This window comes from Helicobacter magdeburgensis (assembly GCF_000765825.2).
In the GTDB taxonomy this organism is placed as follows: Bacteria; Campylobacterota; Campylobacteria; order Campylobacterales; family Helicobacteraceae; genus Helicobacter_C; species Helicobacter_C magdeburgensis.
Genome location: NZ_JRPE02000002.1, coordinates 172,615 through 191,117 on the forward strand (window position 1 = coordinate 172,615; position 18,503 = coordinate 191,117).

General features: G+C 40.6%; 22 protein-coding genes. 12 read left to right on the plus strand and 10 right to left on the minus strand.

Annotation, left to right across the window (positions count from 1 at the left end; all coding sequences use genetic code 11):
• The first annotated feature begins 118 nt into the window (after positions 1-118).
• Together LS74_RS02235 and LS74_RS02240 are read left to right on the plus strand one after the other, a co-directional pair.
• Positions 119-1,123: a hypothetical protein gene (locus LS74_RS02235; RefSeq protein WP_236096769.1), complete on the plus strand. Its 1,005-nt coding sequence runs from the start codon at positions 119-121 to the stop codon at positions 1,121-1,123.
• Between the two features lie 23 nt (positions 1,124-1,146).
• Complete coding sequence (locus LS74_RS02240; RefSeq protein ID WP_034589218.1) at positions 1,147-1,542, plus strand: diacylglycerol kinase; 396 nt, start codon at positions 1,147-1,149, stop codon at positions 1,540-1,542.
• A gap of 7 nt (positions 1,543-1,549) precedes the next feature.
• Here the strand turns inward: LS74_RS02240 and LS74_RS02245 are convergent, their stop codons facing one another.
• Both LS74_RS02245 and traF read right to left on the minus strand, forming a co-directional pair.
• Positions 1,550-1,729, minus strand: a complete 180-nt coding sequence (locus LS74_RS02245; RefSeq protein WP_034589219.1) for a hypothetical protein — start codon at positions 1,727-1,729, stop codon at positions 1,550-1,552.
• Positions 1,730-1,816: 87 nt separating this feature from the next.
• The gene (gene traF, locus LS74_RS02250; protein WP_407920959.1) at positions 1,817-3,541 is read right to left on the minus strand and encodes a conjugal transfer protein TraF; all 1,725 of its coding nucleotides are present in this window, start codon (positions 3,539-3,541) and stop codon (positions 1,817-1,819) included.
• Positions 3,542-3,741: 200 nt separating this feature from the next.
• Here traF and LS74_RS02255 point away from each other — a divergent pair, with 200 nt between their 5' ends.
• From LS74_RS02255 to LS74_RS02265, 3 genes are all read left to right on the plus strand, one after another.
• On the plus strand, positions 3,742-4,653 hold the full coding sequence (locus LS74_RS02255) for a tetratricopeptide repeat protein (RefSeq protein WP_034585668.1): 912 nt from the start codon (positions 3,742-3,744) through the stop codon (positions 4,651-4,653).
• Positions 4,650-5,258, plus strand: a complete 609-nt coding sequence (locus LS74_RS02260) for a tetratricopeptide repeat protein (RefSeq protein ID WP_034585670.1) — start codon at positions 4,650-4,652, stop codon at positions 5,256-5,258. The genes LS74_RS02255 and LS74_RS02260 overlap by 4 nt, the downstream gene beginning before the upstream one ends.
• Positions 5,259-5,363: 105 nt before the next feature.
• The gene (locus tag LS74_RS02265; RefSeq protein WP_034585732.1) at positions 5,364-5,555 is read left to right on the plus strand and encodes a hypothetical protein; all 192 of its coding nucleotides are present in this window, start codon (positions 5,364-5,366) and stop codon (positions 5,553-5,555) included.
• 109 nt (positions 5,556-5,664) lie between these two features.
• Here the strand turns inward: LS74_RS02265 and LS74_RS02270 are convergent, their stop codons facing one another.
• Genes LS74_RS02270 through greA form a run of 7 tightly spaced genes read right to left on the minus strand, consistent with a single transcriptional unit; the run spans position 5,665 to position 9,963 of the window.
• Positions 5,665-6,000 carry a hypothetical protein gene (locus LS74_RS02270; protein WP_236096770.1) on the minus strand — a complete coding sequence of 112 codons (336 nt, stop codon included), beginning with the start codon at positions 5,998-6,000 and terminating at the stop codon, positions 5,665-5,667.
• Positions 6,001-6,018: 18 nt separating this feature from the next.
• Positions 6,019-6,627 carry an ATP phosphoribosyltransferase gene (gene hisG, locus LS74_RS02275; protein ID WP_034585672.1) on the minus strand — a complete coding sequence of 203 codons (609 nt, stop codon included), beginning with the start codon at positions 6,625-6,627 and terminating at the stop codon, positions 6,019-6,021.
• 32 nt (positions 6,628-6,659) lie between these two features.
• On the minus strand, positions 6,660-7,280 hold the full coding sequence (locus LS74_RS02280) for a type III pantothenate kinase (protein ID WP_034585674.1): 621 nt from the start codon (positions 7,278-7,280) through the stop codon (positions 6,660-6,662).
• Positions 7,280-8,281 carry a hypothetical protein gene (locus LS74_RS02285; RefSeq protein ID WP_034585677.1) on the minus strand — a complete coding sequence of 334 codons (1,002 nt, stop codon included), beginning with the start codon at positions 8,279-8,281 and terminating at the stop codon, positions 7,280-7,282. The genes LS74_RS02280 and LS74_RS02285 overlap by 1 nt, the downstream gene beginning before the upstream one ends.
• Before the next feature lie 8 nt (positions 8,282-8,289).
• Positions 8,290-9,003: a hypothetical protein gene (locus tag LS74_RS02290; protein ID WP_034585680.1), complete on the minus strand. Its 714-nt coding sequence runs from the start codon at positions 9,001-9,003 to the stop codon at positions 8,290-8,292.
• Positions 9,004-9,027: 24 nt separating this feature from the next.
• Positions 9,028-9,471 carry a dUTP diphosphatase gene (gene dut, locus LS74_RS02295; RefSeq protein WP_034585683.1) on the minus strand — a complete coding sequence of 148 codons (444 nt, stop codon included), beginning with the start codon at positions 9,469-9,471 and terminating at the stop codon, positions 9,028-9,030.
• Between the two features lie 3 nt (positions 9,472-9,474).
• Positions 9,475-9,963, minus strand: a complete 489-nt coding sequence (greA, locus tag LS74_RS02300; protein ID WP_034585686.1) for a transcription elongation factor GreA — start codon at positions 9,961-9,963, stop codon at positions 9,475-9,477.
• Between the two features lie 319 nt (positions 9,964-10,282).
• Between greA and LS74_RS02305 the strand changes: the two genes are divergently transcribed.
• A complete protein-coding gene (locus tag LS74_RS02305; protein ID WP_034585689.1) occupies positions 10,283-10,885 on the plus strand; it encodes a hypothetical protein in 603 nt (200 codons plus the stop codon).
• A 131-nt stretch (positions 10,886-11,016) separates the two neighbouring features.
• On the opposite strand, the gene LS74_RS02310 is transcribed toward LS74_RS02305, so the two are convergent.
• Positions 11,017-11,676 (minus strand): HAD family hydrolase, encoded by a 660-nt coding sequence (locus tag LS74_RS02310; RefSeq protein ID WP_034585692.1) that lies wholly within the window; start codon positions 11,674-11,676, stop codon positions 11,017-11,019.
• A 253-nt stretch (positions 11,677-11,929) separates the two neighbouring features.
• Here LS74_RS02310 and napA point away from each other — a divergent pair, with 253 nt between their 5' ends.
• Genes napA through LS74_RS02340 form a run of 6 tightly spaced genes read left to right on the plus strand, consistent with a single transcriptional unit; the run spans position 11,930 to position 18,446 of the window.
• The gene (gene napA, locus LS74_RS02315; RefSeq protein ID WP_034585695.1) at positions 11,930-14,743 is read left to right on the plus strand and encodes a nitrate reductase catalytic subunit NapA; all 2,814 of its coding nucleotides are present in this window, start codon (positions 11,930-11,932) and stop codon (positions 14,741-14,743) included.
• Positions 14,744-14,752: 9 nt separating this feature from the next.
• On the plus strand, positions 14,753-15,574 hold the full coding sequence (gene napG / locus LS74_RS02320; RefSeq protein ID WP_034585698.1) for a ferredoxin-type protein NapG: 822 nt from the start codon (positions 14,753-14,755) through the stop codon (positions 15,572-15,574).
• Positions 15,574-16,503 carry a quinol dehydrogenase ferredoxin subunit NapH gene (napH, locus tag LS74_RS02325; protein WP_034585701.1) on the plus strand — a complete coding sequence of 310 codons (930 nt, stop codon included), beginning with the start codon at positions 15,574-15,576 and terminating at the stop codon, positions 16,501-16,503. The genes napG and napH overlap by 1 nt, the downstream gene beginning before the upstream one ends.
• Complete coding sequence (locus LS74_RS02330; protein ID WP_034585704.1) at positions 16,500-17,039, plus strand: nitrate reductase cytochrome c-type subunit; 540 nt, start codon at positions 16,500-16,502, stop codon at positions 17,037-17,039. Before napH ends, LS74_RS02330 begins: the two co-directional genes overlap by 4 nt.
• A gap of 2 nt (positions 17,040-17,041) precedes the next feature.
• Positions 17,042-18,085: a WD40 repeat domain-containing protein gene (locus LS74_RS02335; protein ID WP_034585707.1), complete on the plus strand. Its 1,044-nt coding sequence runs from the start codon at positions 17,042-17,044 to the stop codon at positions 18,083-18,085.
• A gap of 1 nt (position 18,086) precedes the next feature.
• Positions 18,087-18,446: a chaperone NapD gene (locus LS74_RS02340; RefSeq protein ID WP_034585710.1), complete on the plus strand. Its 360-nt coding sequence runs from the start codon at positions 18,087-18,089 to the stop codon at positions 18,444-18,446.
• Positions 18,447-18,503 lie beyond the last annotated feature (57 nt).

Below are 18,503 nucleotides of genomic sequence, written 5' to 3' on the forward strand. Positions count from 1 at the left end.
CCTAGCCTTGATATAAAAGACAAGGGGGCTTAGGCTAGGAATCCTTTCTCTTTTTATTACGATTATTATGCTATAATCCGCAAATTCCACATATTTCATTTCATAGCAAAAGGAAAAAATGATGAACAAAAAGCTTATTGCTCTTATTTTGGGGTTAGGCGCATTAGTTGCGTTAGGTTTGGGTGTGTTTCTCTCAATCAAAACAAAAGATATCAAGTCGCATTTAGAAAAAACACTCAATGAAAAATTTGAATCTTTTGTCCAAGAGAGTGGCTACATCACAGAATGGGAGCCTTTCTCTTGTAGTGGGCTTGTAAATATAGGCTGTTATAGCCCAAAGATTGTCGCCACAGATGGAGAGGGGATTTTGACACTTAAAAATATGGGATTTGATATTGATTCTATGGATAATGCTTCACTCCAAGCATCACTTAATATCAAAGATATAACACTTGGAGTTAAAGATATTGATAAAGAAGATAAGGATCTTAAAGAGAATCTTGCTCTTTTTTCGTCTTTTTTCCCAAACAATGTGAGATGCAATATCTCACTTAAACAAAATGATGACAAACTCGCTGAAAACCTACAATGCACTATTGCAGCTAAGAATGCGACCTACCAAATACAAGGTGTTGATACCTACCAGCACGATGGCTTTAAAACACAAAATATCGCTCAAATTCTGCAAGAGTTTTATTTTGATGCGTTTGTGAATGAAGAGAGTTCTACACATTTTGAAGAATACAAATATGCTCTTGATAATGTTATGTTTAAAGTCAAGGACAATGGCTTAAGCAAAGATCTGTATAAATATTATGAACTGCAAAGCAATGCTCAAGGGCTACCTGTCAGCCAAGAGGGATTTGAGCAAAATGCCAAAAATGTAAATATGTTAGCCACAATCGGGCTAAGCTTGATAATGGGTGAGGCTTATCATAATGAAATCATAGAGCTTGGCAATGCCCTTGAAAGCTTAGTGTTAGGCAAAAGCAAAGAGCTTGGATTCTCATTTAAACACAAGGCAGATTCACAAGAAGAGTTTGTCTCTCTCAAAGAGTTTTTGCTCAATCCTTATGCGTCTTACCTTGCAGATAACTTTACTTTTGAGATTATCTCACAATAGGCGAGAAAGGCAAAAGGTGCAAAATGGAAAACAACTATCAACGCAATGATAAAAAGGGTAAAACAGGTTTCAAGCGTTTATATAATGCCTTTTTTTTCTCACTTGATGGGATTAAGGCAGCTTGGAAAGAAGAAGAGGGCTTTAGGCAAGTTTTTAGCGTTGGGCTTGTGCTAAGCATTGTTGCCTTTTTTCTCGCACAGAGTTGGCAGGAGCTGATTTTGCTAATTTTGCCTTGTGTGCTTTCTGTGATTGTAGAGCTTATTAACTCCGCGATTGAAAATGCCATTGACTTTACAAGCCTTGAAATCCACCCTCTAGCCAAAAAAGCAAAGGATATGGGCAGTGCTATTCAGCTGATGGCGTGTTTATTTGTAGCGTTTGTGTGGGGCAGCTACCTGCTTATGCGGTTTGTGTTGTAGATTCTATTTATTTTTTAGTATTATCACGAATATCACATAGGATATTGACAACATAAACAAAAACTATCCAACTTAAGATAAATACTACAATAGGAAAAAACTCCCTGCTTGTTCTATCTTCAACAATAGATGACCACCCAATAAATAACGGCAACAATACGACAGATAATCTTACAACAAAATCCATTCTCAACTCCTTTTTTTACGAAATAAAGAGTCGTTCTAATTTATCAAAAACCCAAAAAAGCACCGCAAAAGCCAAGTGGCAAACCCCCTAAAAGCTAAACTGACCGCCTACGCGTAAGCTCATATAGTTTGACACATTTATGCCTTGTATGGTGATATTCTGCCCTAGCCCATACTGCATAGCCACATCTAAGAATCCAAAGAGATTTAGCCCACCGGTTAGGATTAGCCCTTCTCCCGCATTTGAGCGGATATCCTGCATAGCCCCAAGGCGGAAATCCACCTTTTTAAAGTTCGCCATCACCCCACCGCCAAAAAACTGACTTTTAGGGCTTGAGAGTGAGAGTGTCTCATTTGGCAGCACATCTGCGTCAAAGGCAAAAGTGAGAAAGTCCATCATCTCATAGCTCACCCCTGCGCGCACCTGTGGGTGAAGCGTAGTATCCGCCACACCAGTGCGGTTAATCGTGGGGGAATTGACATTCTTAGCCACAAGCCCAAGGTGAAGATTCTTCACAAATCTTGGCGAATAGAGCATACCAAAGTCAAGCCCAAAGGTTTGAGCCATATCCATTTTATTTTTATCCACACTCACGCTTGGCATATTCCCCACAGCAAAATTAATCTTATCCCCATAGCCAATCCCTTGGATAAATTTCACCGCCAAGCCCAGATTCACATCGCCCATAGGCGTGAAAATCGTATGCCCATAGCCTATTGGAATCTCCACAAGGGCTAGGGCGTTGGCATACAAAGTATGCTGTGCCTTATCATTCATAATTGAGCCATTAAGATTAGTTGTCCCTTGCAAATACTCAAGCGTTACACTATCACCATTGATAGTTGCCTGATAATACTTCCCACCTAAATCAAAAATGAGCTTATTATTATTTGGATCAATCTGTGCGGAGGCATTAGAAAATGCTGAAGTAAATAGCCCTATCCCCACAGCTCCACGCCCTGAATCTATCTCTTGGATATTTATTGTGCCTAAGCTATCGCTCTCCACTCGCCTTGAGCCTTTATCCCCAGCAAATTGAAAAACAAAGCCATTTTGCGTAGCCAGATTCACATCATTACCCTTTAACGCTCCATCTACCACGCCAAAGTCATTTAAAAGCTTATCAATAACAGAATCTGCTCCTTTTGCGATAGTTACTTTCCCGGCTGTTTGTAAGATTTCATCAGCGATATTGCCCCCCCCACCTTGCTGAATCTTATCCACTACATCGCCAAGCTTACCCGCATCAATCCCAGAGATAATGCTTCCCACAAGCGGGGAGCCTCCCTCTGTGGCTGCCCCTGCAAGTTTATCCTTAAACTTTTCAGCCAAGGCAGAATCTCCCTTAATCGCAGCGGCACAGGTAGTAAAATCTGTGCAAGTGCCACCTAAATCTTTAACAACATCACTAATGGCTTGATCATTAATATTATCTGTGCCAAAAAATGCATTTAATGCCCCACCTAACGCACCATCAACCTTTTGTCCGCCGATTGTTACACTTGTGCCGCCACTACTTGGACCGGTGAGTTGATTTGTAAGCGTATCGGGGAGTTTTTCTAAATTTGCCGTATCAATAGTGGCAAGCTGCAAAAGATTTTGCTCTTTGAACTGAATCCCAAAGCTATAGCCCATTTTCGTGCGTCTATCCGAGCCTAGCAACGCGGGATTATAGTATAGCCCCCACGCAGAATCACGCACAGCCACACCAGCCCCGCCCATACCAGCAGAGACCTGCCCCATAGATCCAAACTCTAAGCCAAAGCTACTTACTCCCGCACACATCGCTAGTGCCATTACTTTATGTTTCATTGTCCTATGTCTCATTTTCTTGTGTTTTGGTCGCATACACACCTCTATAAACATTTATTAGAATCTTTAGGTAAGAAAAAATCGTGCCATTTTACAGACTTTCGCATAAAAGTTTTTAAAATTTTTGCTAGAATCTTAAAAAAGGAACACTTTTAGCATACATATTTTTAAATAAATTCTATTCGCGGAAGGGAATAATGATGATACTACATAAGGCGAGATTGTATATCATAGGTTTGGTTGTGGGCTTGGGCGTGGCGACAAGCCTTATTGGCGGTGAGGGTGATATAGTGAGTCCTAGCGCACTTAGCCCAACGCCAAATAGCGAGTATATCGCTCCACAGATTGAGAAAAGCTCCGCACTTGTGGATTCTACACCTGCAGATTCTACACCAGATTCTACGCTAAATGAAGCTCAAATGCCAATACCAGAAATCCCGCTTGAATCTATACAAACTCCACACTCCAAAGAAATCACGCCACCTAAAGCCTTAACGCCACAAGCACAAGCCTCATACAATGCTAATGCACAGCCCTCGCGTGAATTGCAAGAGGCGTATAATGCGTGGCTTAATGGGGAGTTTAGCACCGCTATAAGACTCTATGAAAATGCGTGCTATGATGGGGATTTGGGTGCGTGCCACGCTATTGGGACGCTTTACTTTCAAGGGAGCGGTGTAGCACAAAACTATGCAATGAGTGCGAGCTATTATTACAAAGCGTGTGATGGGGGCTTTGGGCAGAGTTGTAGCTCACTTGGAATCTTGTATCATTATGGGCTAGGTGTGCGGCAGGACTATGAGGTCGCACTCAATCTCTATCACAAATCCTGTCAAGCCGGATATCCTAGGGGCTGTAATAATCTAGGCGTGATGTTTGAAGAAGGGCTTGGGATAAAGAGAGATTATAAACAAGCGGGGCTGTATTATAGCGATGCGTGTTTGGCACGAGATGATAGGGCGTGTTTCAATATCGCGGAAATGCTTTTTACAGGCAAGGGGCTTAAAAAAGATAAGAAAAAGGCGATGGAGTATTATGGGCTATCTTGTGATTTGGGATTCCAAGAGGGGTGCGAAGAATACAAAGCCCTGAAACTAAAGGAGAAAAGATGAGAATCTTGTTGATATTAAGTGCGGCTTGTGCCGTTGTATTTGGGGCGTGGCTAGCTGATGAAAATATGAATAACTATGAAAGTTCAGATATGAAAAAGAAAGTGGCGGAGTATCTACAAAACTGCGATAATGGCTCTATGGGGGATTGCTACTTTGTCGCATACGAATATATGAAAGGCGAAAATGGGCTGCAGTGGTATAGCAAGGCTGTGTATTATTACAAAAAAGCCTGTGATGGTGGGGTGCTTAAAGCGTGTAGCAACCTTGGAATCTTATATCAAAATGGGCTAGGTGTGAAGCAAAACTATGGCGTGGCGTTACAGCTGTATAAATTCTCCTGCTCACGCTTTGAGCCTGATGGGTGCAATAATCTAGGGGTGCTTTCACAAGAGGGGATTTTTGTAAGTAAAAGCTATGCGGACGCTTTAAGATTGTATGAAAGGGCTTGTGCTGGTGGGAGCGTGGCAGGGTGCGTGAATCTAGGCGATATGTATGCTAAGGGCATAGGTGTGGCAAAAAGCAGACAAGCGGCTCTAAGCTTCTATGGACAGGCGTGTTATTTAGGCTATCAGCAAGGCTGTGATTTGTATAGAGAGATGAATTAGGCTTTGGGCGGATTCTGTGAGTGGGTTCTAGCTTTGGGGTTTGTGTTTTTATATGGATTGCTAAAGAAGCTACGCTTTGTCACGACTTCCTGCGGAAGTCTCGCAATGACGGAGAAAGCCGTAGAATCTCAAGCCGATTCAGCAACCACCGCAGTGGCAAGGCACGCCCTTGCCACGCATAAAATCAATGGTGGCGTTTCACTGCGTGAATCGCCTACCTTGAAAGTGTCGTCGGAGTGGGGGATTGCTAAGGGGGAGAGAGCGACTTCACAATTCAAGCCTCTCCCCCTTAGCTAAAAAAAGAATTTTAAAGAATGTAGATACTTCGCCTACAGCTCAGTATGACAAGATTCTAGCAAAGCAAGATTTTAGTAAAGCACAAGCACAAAATAGCAGAATCTAAGCTCTACTCAATAGCAGCATTAAGCATATCTTGGGATTTTTTCAACGCATTTAACTGCATATCTTTGAGTCTTTCTGCTTCACTTGAAGTTTGGGGTGTTTGTTGGTTTTGAGATAGGGAACTTTGGCGAGGGTTTCTTAGCTCATTTGGCTGCATACCACGGGGCATTTTGACAAATACATCTTCATAGTTTTGTTTTCCCATTTGATGACGGATATAAATCTCGCCTGTATTTGTGGAATAGATATAAGTATCCTTACCATCAGAAAACATCTCCCATTCCCCAGCCCATAAACCTACGCTTAAACATAAAAACAGAATCTTTAGAATCTTTTTCATTTTACCCCCTTTGCTCCCTTATAGTGTGCTTTTAAGATTATCATACAACGCTAGAATCTGCTCTTTTTTCTCATAAAAGCTATTTGTATTGGCGATTAAATACGCGCTAGATTCCATAATCACTTCATCAATTTTAAGATTATTTTGCTTCATCGTGCTACCTGTCTCTACAATATCCACAATAGCATCACTTAGCCCAACAAGTGGGGCTAACTCAATAGAGCCATAGAGCTTAAGTGTCTCAATAGATAAGGCTTTATTAGCAAAATATTTACGCGTGATATTTGGCATTTTTGTAGCGATTTTTAGCTGTGGCTTTTGAAGATCAAGGCTTTTTCCACAAGGAGAGCCTACGACAACCTTGCAGCGACCGATTTGTAGATTTAAAAGCTTTATGACTTCAAGCTGTTGCTCTTCTATCACATCAAGCCCTACAATCCCCACATCTGCCGCCCTATGAGCTACATAAGTAGGCACATCTTGGCTTCTTACAAGCATAAAGGTAAAGTCTCTATGCTCTAAAATCAGCTTCCTATCATCAAAGGCAAATCCCGCCCCATACAACTGCTCAAACAACGCTAAGCTTTCTTTAGCGATACGACCTTTTGGTAAAGCGACTTTTATCATCTTGTCTCCCTTAAGATTTTCTTTAGATTCTGCTAGATATGCTTCTCAAGGGCTTTTTGCATACCCTTAAACACAAGCGTATTATCATAAATGGCATTTTCAAAAAATCGTGCGAAAAACTTGCCATCGCCCCCTGTGAAAAATATCTTTTTTGTGCGAGTGGTGTTTTTTATCATTAAAATGACACTTTTTATCGCCCCAAAGCTTAGGGCATCGCTTGTATTTTGCGGTAGGGCGGAGAGATTCACACTTGGCTCTATTTTTATATCAAGCACAGGGGAGATGTCAGCACACATTTTTCTATACGCACTAAGTCCGGGCATAATGTAGCCACCAAGGTGGATTCCATTTTGCATAATATCCGCAGTAATGGCACTTCCCGCATCAATAATCACGCCATCTTGCACCGCCTTACACGCTGCACGCCTATCCACGCCAAGCCCCTTATACTCGCTCTCAATCTCAATATACTCGCCAATATTCACACAATATGGGTGCGAGGCAAGTAAGCAACGCTCAAAGCGTTCATTAACACTGATATAATATATAGGTAGATTCTCTTTTTTCTTGCTTAGGGCATAGGGCTTTTCTTTCCAAATCTTACCATTATGGTAGAAATGTAAAAAAGTGTTCCCCACATCGCACAATAGCATTACTCAAACCTTTTATAAACCTTGTCGTAGAATATACTATCCTTGGTGTAAAAAAGGCTTTTTTTCTTGGAAAGATTGCTTTTATACACTAATGGTGCAAAGTCTTTGAGACTTAAAGCTATCACATAGCCGCCCTTTTCAAGCGTATAAAGCGTGTCATTTTGTATGACAATCCCACTTAGCACCGCAAAAGGCAATCGCACCTTACGCAACAGCTTCAAAGTATGATCAAGCTCCAAAATCTCCCCATCAATGCCTAGCACATACACTTTATCGTTATAAAACTTCACATCACGCAAATCCACATCATACTTAAAGCTCTTATCATTGATAATCGCACTCACACGCTTTGCAGTCGCCCCAAGCAGGTATTCACCCTTGGCGTGAAGATAAATGACATTATTAAAAAACTTATCGCTACTGACTAAAATATCCTTTACAATCTTGTTTTGAGCGATACTATAAATAAGAATCTTACCCTCCAAATCCGGATAAATCACATACTGATCATTCATCAAAGGTGAAGCAAGGTAAGAGTTTATTGCACTGACATTTGGGTATTTTTGCGAAAAAATCTCTTTTTGCTTGGCTATATCATAATACACAAGCGTGTTATCAATAAGCACCATAGCCAACTTATCGCCCTTTAAACTCGCAGTTAGCACACAGGAGCTAAAAGGCACTTTATGGAGATTCTCATTTCCATTCCGCACAATAAGAATCTCATCGCATTGCTTTTGTATCGCATAATTATCCCCATCTTGTGCTAGAAACTTATAGCCCTTTTCTAGCACAATAGGCGTTATGCCATTTTCCAAGGTAATAAGCGTATTATCCTTTAAAATCGCTCCCTGTCTTGAAACGCTTTGTATGGGCGAACTTAGCTTGTCTTTAAACTCCATTTTACCACTTATGAGCTTTGGCTCAAAATGCTTTTTAGAGCTACACCCAGCAAAGATAGCAAGGCTACAAACACACACCAACAAAAAAAACTTTTTCATACAAATCCTTAGGGCTTAGGCTGTGAATCTGTGGCTTGAGATTCCGTATTTGCGACTTGAGATTGTGAATCTAGGGCATTTTTAGCTGAATCTTCAAGCCCATAATGCTTCAATATCATCGCTTCTGCGGCAAAGGGCGAATTTTCAGCAATAAGCATTAGCTTTTGATGAGCTTCAGCAATCTTATCTTGTTGAAATAGCACATAAGCTTCTTGCAAAATCGCTAAATCCCTTAATAACTTGTATTCCACATTTTCTAAAGACTTAAACTCCCCTGTAAAATCCGCATTTTTTATGGCGTCTTTATCTTGGATTTTTTCACTTAGATTTAAAGTAGCTACTTCATATTTAGCAAGATTTTTAATAAGCTTATTTTGCGAGTTTGCCAACTTCTCATAGTTTGCCTTATCGCCATTAGCGTTAAAATACATATACACATCATAGAGATTTGGACTTGCTTTTTGTAAAGATTCTAAAGCCTCTTTGTTTTCTGAATCCTGCATAAGCACTGCATACGCCGCACTTGCCTCCTGTGCTTTTTGAGCTGATAAATACGAGCTTATACCAAACCAGCCTAGTCCCACAGCTCCGCAAACCACAGCCACATACACATACTTGCGATACCGCCTCCATAAAATCTCCAAGCGAAACGCATTTTCTAGTAGCTTCTCATCACTTTTAAATTCTTCTTTCACGCCCTTTAAATTAGACTGCAAACTCATAAAACTCCTTTTATTTCTATCAATTTATTTGCTAACACCTGAAGAGCCAAAGCCAGATTCTCCCCTTTGACTTTCGCTTAACTTTTCCACTTCAGCAAACACTGCTTGAGTTATTTCATTGACCACACCTTGTGCGATTCTATCGCCCTTATGTATGATAAAATCCTCCCCCGAGTGATTGACTAAAATCACCTTAATTTCCCCACGATAATCACTATCAATCGTGCCGGGCGTATTTAGCACACTTATGCCATTTTTTAGTGCCAAACCACTTCTAGGACGCACCTGCACTTCAAAGCCAGATTCTATCTCAAAGGCTAAGCCTGTGCTAACTACCGCCCTATCCCCAGCTTTGAGCACAAGCTCATCAATGGAATGCAAATCAAATCCAGCCGCCTCTACACTTTGATACTTTGGAATCTCCGCGTCCTTATGGAGCTTTTTAATCTTAATACAAGCCTGTTTCATAGCCTAATCCCCAAACACAATCTCTTTATAAAACACTTCTAAAATCTCAAATTCATTTTCTCCACTAGGCAGCATAATACTCACCTCATCGCCCTGCTTTTTTCCCATTAACGCCTTGGCAATAGGCGAAGAAACCGAAATTAGCCCACGAGAAGGGTTGCTCTCCATTGAGCCTACAAGCGTATAAACAAACTCCTTATCGGTATCAAGATTTAGAATCTTCACACTTGAGCCAAAGCTCACCTTATCGTGCTTCAAAGTCGCAGGGTCAATCACTTGCGCTTGTGAGAGCATAAGCCCTAGCTCATTAATCCTAGCTTCAATAAAAGCTTGTTTCTCTCTTGCGGCGTGGTATTCTGCGTTTTCTTTCAAATCCCCGTGAGAGCGTGCCACATCTATCTCTACTACAATCTTTGGACGCTCCACTTCTTTGAGATTCTTTAGCTCCGCACATAACTTCTCATAGCCATAGTTTGTCATTGGTTCTGCCATTATTTTCCCCATAATTTAGATTCTATTTTCTTTGCATTTTTTATTTTACATTTTGGCTATAACGCCCTTTTTGAAAATGTTTTGAAAATATTTAAAAAAGCAAAATCATAGCCAAACTTCGTTAAATAAACATAAATCAAAGCTTAAATTTTATTTCACCCTTTCATCAAAAAAAGGAAAAAATGCTTAATTTTCTTGCGTTTGTTTTTTTGTAGAATCCCGCCTCATAGATTTTACAATCTTTACAAGCCTTTTTACTTCATTAAGAGCAATAAAAGAGGGGAATCTATAGAAAAACACTACTTCAAAAGGAGACAAAATGAAATTAGTAAGTAAAAAACTTACTTTAGGTTTAGGCTGTGCGGTAGCTGCACTGACATTTACAGCTTGTGGCGGAGGTGTGCCAGACTGCGATGATAGCGATGTGCAAGATGCGGTAAAGAAAATTTACACAGAAAGATGGCTAGAAAACAATTTCTATGGTGCTGTGGCAAATGATGACCACAAAGAAGCAAGTAACTTTAGCAAAAAAGCACAAGAACTAGTTATGAAAGAGCTCAATCTCACAATGAATAACTTTGCTACAAATCGTGTAGATGAGAAAAGAAATCGCGTTACCTGCCAAGCGAAAATCGCTGGAGATATGAAAAGTGATAAGATTATTGAAATGCTAGACCTATTTAATAGGGCAGCCGCAGCTAGAAGTTTAAATGATGGTGAAGTGCTTACAGATGGTAAATTTGAAGACTACATCAAGTCTATGGGAGGTCAAAGTGCCTACGATAAACGACTTGAAAAAATGGCTGATGATTATGATCAAGAGTTTAGCGACACTCAACACAACCTTGAATACACAGCAAGACGCACAGATGATGGTAATCTTGTTGTTGAAGTAGAAGGCGGTCTCCCCGGACGACACTAAACTTCATATCATCAAATTTTAAACTTAATAAGCCCTTTTCTTAAGGGGCTTATTCTCACTTTCACAAGCTCTACCCAAAAAGATTTTATGAAAAAGTTTTTGCTTATTTTGTGGCACTAGGCTCAATCTCTCTAAGCCCCTGCTAGAATCCACTTTATTGCTTCAAGTGTATTTTCACATAAAGGTGCTTGGGATTTTTCTAATGCTTCCTTTTTGCCAAAGCCACACAGCACCCCAACAGCCTGAATCTTAGCATTTTTTGCCGCTTGTATATCAAGGATTGTATCGCCTATCATATAGATTCTATCTCTTTGAATCTCCTTATCCTTATCCAACATCTCCAAAGCCTTGAGTATCGGCTCTGCGTGGGGCTTTGGATTACTCACAGATTCTATACCAACAATACCGCTAAAATACTCCCACACACCAAGCTTATCAAGCAGAATCTGCGAGAAATCGCCCCGCTTTGTCGTTACCACGCCAAGTGTCGCAAAACTATGAGCTAAGATTATGGCTTCTTTTGCGTTAGGCAGGAGATGTGTACCTTGCTCCATTAGCCTACGATACGCCACTCTATAATGCTTCACATACTCATCTACATTTTGCTTTTTGACACCATTTTGTAAAAACATAGATTCTAAAGTATGCCCTATGCCCGATTTGACTTGCTCTAGGCTTGGAGGCGTGTCATTCATCGCTAGATAGGCTTGAGAGAAACTCGCATAAATGGCTTGTGTAGAATCTACAAGTGTTCCATCTAAGTCAAACAGCAGGATATATTCTTTTTTCATCTGTATTCCTTAAGTGCCGAAAATGTGTATTGTAGGGATTTTAAAACCTATACCTTGCTATTATGTCAAACTTTCCACACGCATTGCTAAATAGAAATATATTTATAAGTATAAAGATAGAGTGATTAAAAGTAAAATTTTTATTAACTCACATTGACTTTCATCAAGTAGCAAAATGAGAATCTAAGTTTAGAATCTTGCCCTAAACATTTGGATTCCCCAAATGTCAAACAACATTGTTTAAGGAGGTTTTATGACAAAGAAGATGCAAGAACACAAGCCCACGCTTTCACGCCGAGAGTTTATCAAAAGTGCGGCAGCAGCTTCAGCAGCAGCAAGTGTGGGGCTAAGTATCCCTAGTGCAATGAGTGCAGAAGCACAAAACGCACAAAAACTTTGGAAATGGGACAAAGCTGTGTGCAGATTCTGTGGGACAGGCTGTGGCATTATGGTCGCTACTCAAAAAGACACTAGCGGACAAGCTAAAATCGTGGCTGTTAAAGGCGACCCAGAAGCTCCGGTAAATAGAGGACTAAACTGCATTAAGGGCTATTTCTGTGCCAAAATTATGTATGGAGCAGATAGGCTTACAAAACCTCTTTTGCGTGTTAATAGCAATGGTGAGTTTGACAAAAAAGGCAAGTTTGCACCTGTGAGCTGGAAGCGTGCTTTTGATGAAATGGAAAAGCAGTTTAAAAAAGCTTACAACGAGCTTGGACCAATGGGTGTGGCAGTCTTTGGCTCTGGGCAATATACGATTCAAGAAGGCTATGCTGCGGTAAAACTTGTCAAAGGCGGCTTTAGAAGCAATAATATTGACCCAAATGCACGACATTGTATGGCAAGTGCGGTTGTGGGCTTTATGGAAACTTTTGGGATTGATGAGCCTGCTGGTTGCTATGATGATATTGAGCTAACCGATACTATCGTTACTTGGGGGGCAAATATGGCGGAAATGCACCCTGTGCTTTGGAGTCGTGTGAGCGATAGAAAGCTAAGCAATAGCAATGTCAAGGTGATTAATCTCTCAACCTTTGCGAATAGAACTTCGGATTTAGCAGATATGGAAATCATCTTTAAGCCACATACAGATTTAGCGATTTGGAACTACATCGCACGCGAGATTATTAATCGCAACGCCGTAGATTCTACATTTGTCAAAGAAAATTGCGTCTTTAGCACCGGCTTTGTCAATATCGGCTATGGTATGAGAAATAACCCAAATCACGCTAAGTTTAAAGCTGAAGAAAAAGACATTGTCGCTAAAGAAGTATCAAAAGTGGTGAGCGAAGAAGAAGGCGTTACCTTGCAATATCTTGGAATCAAAGCCGGAGATACAATGAAAATGGACAAGGCGGATGCAGCTGGAAACCACTGGGGCATTAGCTTTGAAGATTTCAAAAAAGGTTTAGAGCCTTATAGCCTTGATTTTGTAGCGAAACTCTCAAAAGGTAATCCTGATGAGGATATAGAATCTTATAAGAAAAAACTCCAAACCTTAGCGGATTATTACATTGATAAAAATCGCAAGATTGTGAGCTTTTGGACAATGGGTATGAATCAGCACCAAAGAGGCACTTGGGTTAATGAACAAAGCTATATGGTGCATATGCTTTTAGGCAAACAAGCCAAGCCCGGTAGTGGTGCTTTCTCACTCACAGGACAGCCAAGTGCGTGTGGCACAGCTCGTGAAGTTGGAACATTTACTCATAGGCTTCCTGCGGATATGGTTGTTGCTAATCCAAAACATCGTGAAATCACCGAAAAAATTTGGAATCTCCCAAGCGGAACGCTTAATGGCAAGGTAGGCTCACCTTATCTTAAAATTATGCGGGATTTAGAAGATGGTAAGATTAAATGGGCGTGGGTGCAAGTAAATAATCCTTGGCAAAACACAGCCAATGCTAATCACTGGATTGCCGCAGCTAGAGAGCTTGATAACTTTATTGTTGTGAGTGAATGCTATCCGGGCGTGAGTGCGAAGGTAGCCGATCTTATTTTGCCAACAGCAATGATTTATGAAAAATGGGGTGCTTATGGCAATGCAGAGAGACGCACACAGCACTGGAAACAGCAAGTTATAGCTCCGGGTGAGGCTATGCCTGATATTTGGCAAATGACGGAATTTGCTAAACGATTCACACTTGCTGAAGTATGGGGCAAAGAGTATGCTAACCTTGAGCTTAAGCCGGTTTTAGAATCTGCTAAAGCTATGGGGTATAAAGAGAGTGATACACTCTATGATGTGCTTTTTGCAAATAAAAATGCAAAGGGCTTTAGCATCAATGATCCTTTGCTTAAAAATGAGCTAAACACTGAAGTGTTTGGGGATAATCGTGCTATTAAAGATGGTAATGATGAAGACTTTAAGGGCTATGGATTTTTTATCCACAAATACCTTTGGGAAGAGTATCGCCAATTTGGCTTAGGACACGCTCACGATTTAGCTGATTTTGACACTTATCATCGTGTGAGAGGGTTGCGTTGGCCTGTTGTTAATGGCAAAGAAACACAATGGAGGTTTAACGCTAAATACGACTTTTACGCTCAAAAGCTCGGCAATGGCAAGGCATTTGCATTCTATGGTAATAAAGACAAGAGTATGCCATCTGGCTCACTCAATGCCCCAAGCGATGCGAAAGTAAGTATTGATAATAAGGCAAAGATTTTCCTTCGCCCTTATATGGATCCTTGCGAAATGCCTGATAAAGATTATCCACTTTGGCTTTGCACCGGGCGTGTGCTAGAGCATTGGCATTCTGGCACGATGACTATGCGTGTGCCTGAACTCTATCGTGCTGTGCCTGAAGCACTTTGCTATATGCACCCAGATGATGCGGCTAAGCAAAATCTCGCACAAAATCAAATCGTATGGGTAGAATCTCGCCGTGGTAAAGTCAAGGCAAAACTTGACTTGCGCGGTAGGAATCGCCCTCCAAAGGGGCTTATCTATGTACCTTGGTTTGATGAAAATGTATTCATCAATAAAGTATGTCTTGACGCGACTTGCCCCATTTCAAAGCAAACAGACTTTAAAAAATGTGCGGTAAAAATTTATAAGGCATAAGGATTCTAAGTGAATACACAGCAACCAAGCAATCCCAAAAGGCGACAAGCCTTAATTAAAATAGGACAAAATGCAGGTTTTGCCCTATTTGGTGCGTTTGTATGGGGTGCGTATGTGAATGTCGCAAAAGCTGGTAATGGGAATATTTTGCGTCCTCCGGGGGCAAGTAAAAATGATGCGGAGTTTATCGCAAGCTGTATTAAATGTGGGCTTTGTGTAGAAGCCTGTCCTTTTTATACGCTTAGACTTGCTACACCAAATGATGATACCACGCTTGGCACACCTTTTTTTCAACCACGAAAAGTGCCTTGCTATATGTGTAGAGATATTCCTTGCACGGAGGCTTGTCCCACTGATGCTTTGGACTTAAAGCGTTTATATCAGCCAAAAAAACAAGAAGCAAACGCTTTAGAATACAAAGAGCCTGATATTAATAATGCGACAATGGGCGTAGCGATTGTAGATTCTAAACATTGCGTGGCGTATGCTGGGATTCAATGTGATGCGTGCTATCGTGCGTGTCCCTTGCTTGATAAGGCAATTAAGCTTGAATACAAACGCAATGAACGCACAGGCAAACACGGATTCTTACTTCCTGTGGTAGATAGTGATTACTGCACGGGCTGTGGAATGTGTGAAAAAGCTTGTGTAACAGAGCTTCCAACTATTATTGTCTTGCCTCGCAGTGTGGCTCTAGGCAAAATGGGGACAAACTACATAAAAGGCTGGGATAAAGCTGATGAAAATCGTCTTTTTGAAATCAAAGAGCAAAAAGACAAAAAGCAAAAAGCAAGTGGTAGCCTAGATTATCTCAATGATGGAGACATATAATGAAGTTTGCGAAAATCAAATATCTGCTACTAAGACGCATTTGCCAAGTGAGCATTCTCGTGCTTTTTATCTTAGGAAACTACTCTATTGCCACGCTTAAAAATGTGCAATACAAGCAGGAAGTGGGTATTTTTGGAGGCAATATAGAATCTCTAATGGGTGATTCTAGCTCCGTCCTTGCTAAAGAGCCAAGTATCTTTAGCCATATCGTGCAGGGTAATCTTAGCCATTCTAGCTGGTTTGGTGGAATCTTTAGTCTAACCGATCCTTTAAGCGTTATGCAAATTTTTCTAGCTGGTGGTGGATTAGCCCTTGATGTGTTGCTTGGGGCATTGCTTGTAGCAGCTATTTATGGGATATTTTTAGGCAGGGTGTATTGTGCGTTTGTCTGCCCGATTAATCTTGTAACCGATTTTGCAAACTTCCTGCGTGATAAGCTTGGGTTTAACACCGCTCAACGCAAACTTTTTATCTCACGCTCAACGCGTTTTGTGATTTTGGGGCTAGGATTATTGCTAAGTGCCTTATTTGGCGTGGCTGCTTTTGAGCTTATTAACCCGATTTCTATGCTACATCGTGGTGTGGTTTTTGGTATGGGATTTGGCATTTTTGCTGTGTTGGCTGTGTTTTGCTTTGACTTATTTGTGCTAAAAAATGGTTTTTGTGGGCATATCTGTCCGCTTGGGGCGATGTATTCTCTGCTTGGTAAATTCGCACTTTTGCGTGTCAAACATACACTTTCAAACTGCACGAAGTGTATGGAATGTGTGCGAGTTTGCCCTGAACCGGAGGTGCTAAAACCCATTGGCAAACAAGATGGAATCTTAAAAACAATGACTTGTTTGCGTTGCGGAAGATGTATTGAGGCGTGCGATGATAATGCGTTGCATTTTAGTATTTTACATTTCACACAAAAGGAGAAAAAATGAAAAAATGGCTTCAAGGTTTAATGGTAGGATTGCTTGGATTGGCGTTCTTTGCGTGTTCAGATTCACAAGAGACACAAAAAGGTGAAGCTCTTACAGATACGGAGATTGGTTTGCGTAAGGTAGATTTACAAGATGAAAAAGATGTAAAACTGCCAGAATATGAGTATTCTAAACTAGAGGCGGGGGAAAGCACAAAGATTGAACGCTCTTATGAAAATGCACCGCCTATGATTCCACATAATGTTGAGGATATGCTGCCTATCACGCAGGATAATAATCAATGTTTAGCCTGCCACGACCCAGCCATAGCCGCTGATGTAGGTGCTGTGGCAGTCCCTTCTTCACACACACACGACTTACGCACAAACAAAGATTTAGGGCAGGTCTCTCACGCTCGTTTTAACTGCGTGCTTTGCCACACACCACAGGCAAATATCAATCCCGCAGTTGCAAACACCTTTACACCTGATTTCCGCAATACTGAAAGCAAAAATTCATCAAATCTGCTTGATGTGCTAAATGAGGGCGTCAAGTAACAATGCGTCTTTGTATGTTTGCTTCATATTGGCGTATTTTTCTGCGATTTGGCTTGTTTGTGGGGCTTGGTGCTATGCTTTTCACTCAAGCCTTACAAGCAGAGCCTACTAAGCTTACAAATAAAAATGCTCAAATTATACAAATAGATGAGATTCTTACCCATATCAGCACATTTGAGAATATGATTTTTGTGGGGAATGCTGGGGGTAAGATTGATATTTTTACGCTTCAATCTAAAAAAGCTCACAAGATTCAGAATCTCACTCTACCACCCATACAAGATTATTTTGGTAACTCCCACGCACCGCGTGTATATGATATAACGACTTTTGATGGCAAAACACTTTTTATCCTAGCAGAAGGTAGCAAAGGCACAAAGCAGATTCTAGAGTTATCCTTGCAATCTCCGCAGAAAATAACGCCTATATTGCAAACAAGCACTTCACCCAAACGCATTGTAGCTTTTGATAAAGATAAATTAGTTGTTGGGTTTTTGAGTAATGAAATTGGACTTTTTGATTTAAAAAACAAGACTTTTATTTATAAGGCTCACCCTAGCCTTGCAGGTTTTTCGGATTTATGCGTAAATCCACCTTTTATTTTTAGCACCGATGAATCTGGCATTGTGAATGTCATTGACATTGCTAGTGGCAAGATTCTAAAACGCCTTGATATGATTAATAAGGACAATAACTACCAAATCGTATCCGCAAAAAATGCAATCCTTACAGCGAGTGTGGATAGGCAAATGGCAATTTACACTTTTAAGACTGATACGCATACCCCTTTTGCCTTACAAAATGCCACAAAGATTGAAAGTGAGTTTCTTATCTATTCGGTTGGAATCTCCCCAAATGGCACACTTGGAGCATATAGCAAAAATGAGCAAAACGACATTGCAATTATAAATCTTGCCACAAAACAAGAGCTTTTCACACTCAAAGGTGCAACCTCGCTCATTAATACGCTTATTTTCTATGATGAGCAAACATTGATTGTCGGCAGTGATGATAAGCATTTTATGATTTGGCATTTAGGAGTGTAAAATGAATATTTCAAGCATTGTGATTAAAACAACACAACCCGCCTTTAGCTCTGTGAAAGAAGCGATTTTAGAAGTGCAAGGCTGTGAAATCTACCTAGAAGATGAGACTTCATCTCAAATCATAGTCGTGCTTGAAGCCAAAAGCACACAAGAAGAAGTGGCTATCAATAAGCATTTAGAATCTTTGCCCGGCGTGATTAATGCTAATATGCACTACACCTACCAAGAAGATGAGCTAAACGCACAGCTTGTATCCCAGCAAGATGACGTAGTTGAGTTTTTAAATGATGATTCAATTTCGGCTGAAAATATAGCCTATTCAGGTTCAATCGCATATCTTATGGGGAAAAGTAAAAAATAAAGCCAATGCCAAATATGCTAGAATCTACCCTTTCTATCCTAGATTTTATCCCAAATA

Bases quoted from the DNA above. Each gene is read 5' to 3' on its own strand.
- LS74_RS02290 (WP_034585680.1), bottom strand. From the start codon at position 9,003: ATGAGTTTGCAGTCTAATTTAAAGGGCGTGAAAGAAGAATTTAAAAGT.
- LS74_RS02260 (WP_034585670.1), top strand. From the start codon at position 4,650: ATGAGAATCTTGTTGATATTAAGTGCGGCTTGTGCCGTTGTATTTGGG.
- LS74_RS02245 (WP_034589219.1), bottom strand. From the start codon at position 1,729: ATGGATTTTGTTGTAAGATTATCTGTCGTATTGTTGCCGTTATTTATT.
- LS74_RS02240 (WP_034589218.1), top strand. From the start codon at position 1,147: ATGGAAAACAACTATCAACGCAATGATAAAAAGGGTAAAACAGGTTTC.
- LS74_RS02265 (WP_034585732.1), top strand. From the start codon at position 5,364: ATGACGGAGAAAGCCGTAGAATCTCAAGCCGATTCAGCAACCACCGCA.
- dut (WP_034585683.1), bottom strand. From the start codon at position 9,471: ATGAAACAGGCTTGTATTAAGATTAAAAAGCTCCATAAGGACGCGGAG.
- LS74_RS02330 (WP_034585704.1), top strand. From the start codon at position 16,500: ATGAAAAAATGGCTTCAAGGTTTAATGGTAGGATTGCTTGGATTGGCG.
- traF (WP_407920959.1), bottom strand. From the start codon at position 3,541: ATGAAACATAAAGTAATGGCACTAGCGATGTGTGCGGGAGTAAGTAGC.
- napA (WP_034585695.1), top strand. From the start codon at position 11,930: ATGACAAAGAAGATGCAAGAACACAAGCCCACGCTTTCACGCCGAGAG.
- napH (WP_034585701.1), top strand. From the start codon at position 15,574: ATGAAGTTTGCGAAAATCAAATATCTGCTACTAAGACGCATTTGCCAA.
- LS74_RS02335 (WP_034585707.1), top strand. From the start codon at position 17,042: ATGCGTCTTTGTATGTTTGCTTCATATTGGCGTATTTTTCTGCGATTT.
- LS74_RS02235 (WP_236096769.1), top strand. From the start codon at position 119: ATGATGAACAAAAAGCTTATTGCTCTTATTTTGGGGTTAGGCGCATTA.
- LS74_RS02305 (WP_034585689.1), top strand. From the start codon at position 10,283: ATGAAATTAGTAAGTAAAAAACTTACTTTAGGTTTAGGCTGTGCGGTA.
- LS74_RS02255 (WP_034585668.1), top strand. From the start codon at position 3,742: ATGATACTACATAAGGCGAGATTGTATATCATAGGTTTGGTTGTGGGC.
- hisG (WP_034585672.1), bottom strand. From the start codon at position 6,627: ATGATAAAAGTCGCTTTACCAAAAGGTCGTATCGCTAAAGAAAGCTTA.
- greA (WP_034585686.1), bottom strand. From the start codon at position 9,963: ATGGCAGAACCAATGACAAACTATGGCTATGAGAAGTTATGTGCGGAG.
- LS74_RS02280 (WP_034585674.1), bottom strand. From the start codon at position 7,280: ATGCTATTGTGCGATGTGGGGAACACTTTTTTACATTTCTACCATAAT.
- LS74_RS02285 (WP_034585677.1), bottom strand. From the start codon at position 8,281: ATGAAAAAGTTTTTTTTGTTGGTGTGTGTTTGTAGCCTTGCTATCTTT.
- LS74_RS02340 (WP_034585710.1), top strand. From the start codon at position 18,087: ATGAATATTTCAAGCATTGTGATTAAAACAACACAACCCGCCTTTAGC.
- LS74_RS02310 (WP_034585692.1), bottom strand. From the start codon at position 11,676: ATGAAAAAAGAATATATCCTGCTGTTTGACTTAGATGGAACACTTGTA.
- LS74_RS02270 (WP_236096770.1), bottom strand. From the start codon at position 6,000: ATGAAAAAGATTCTAAAGATTCTGTTTTTATGTTTAAGCGTAGGTTTA.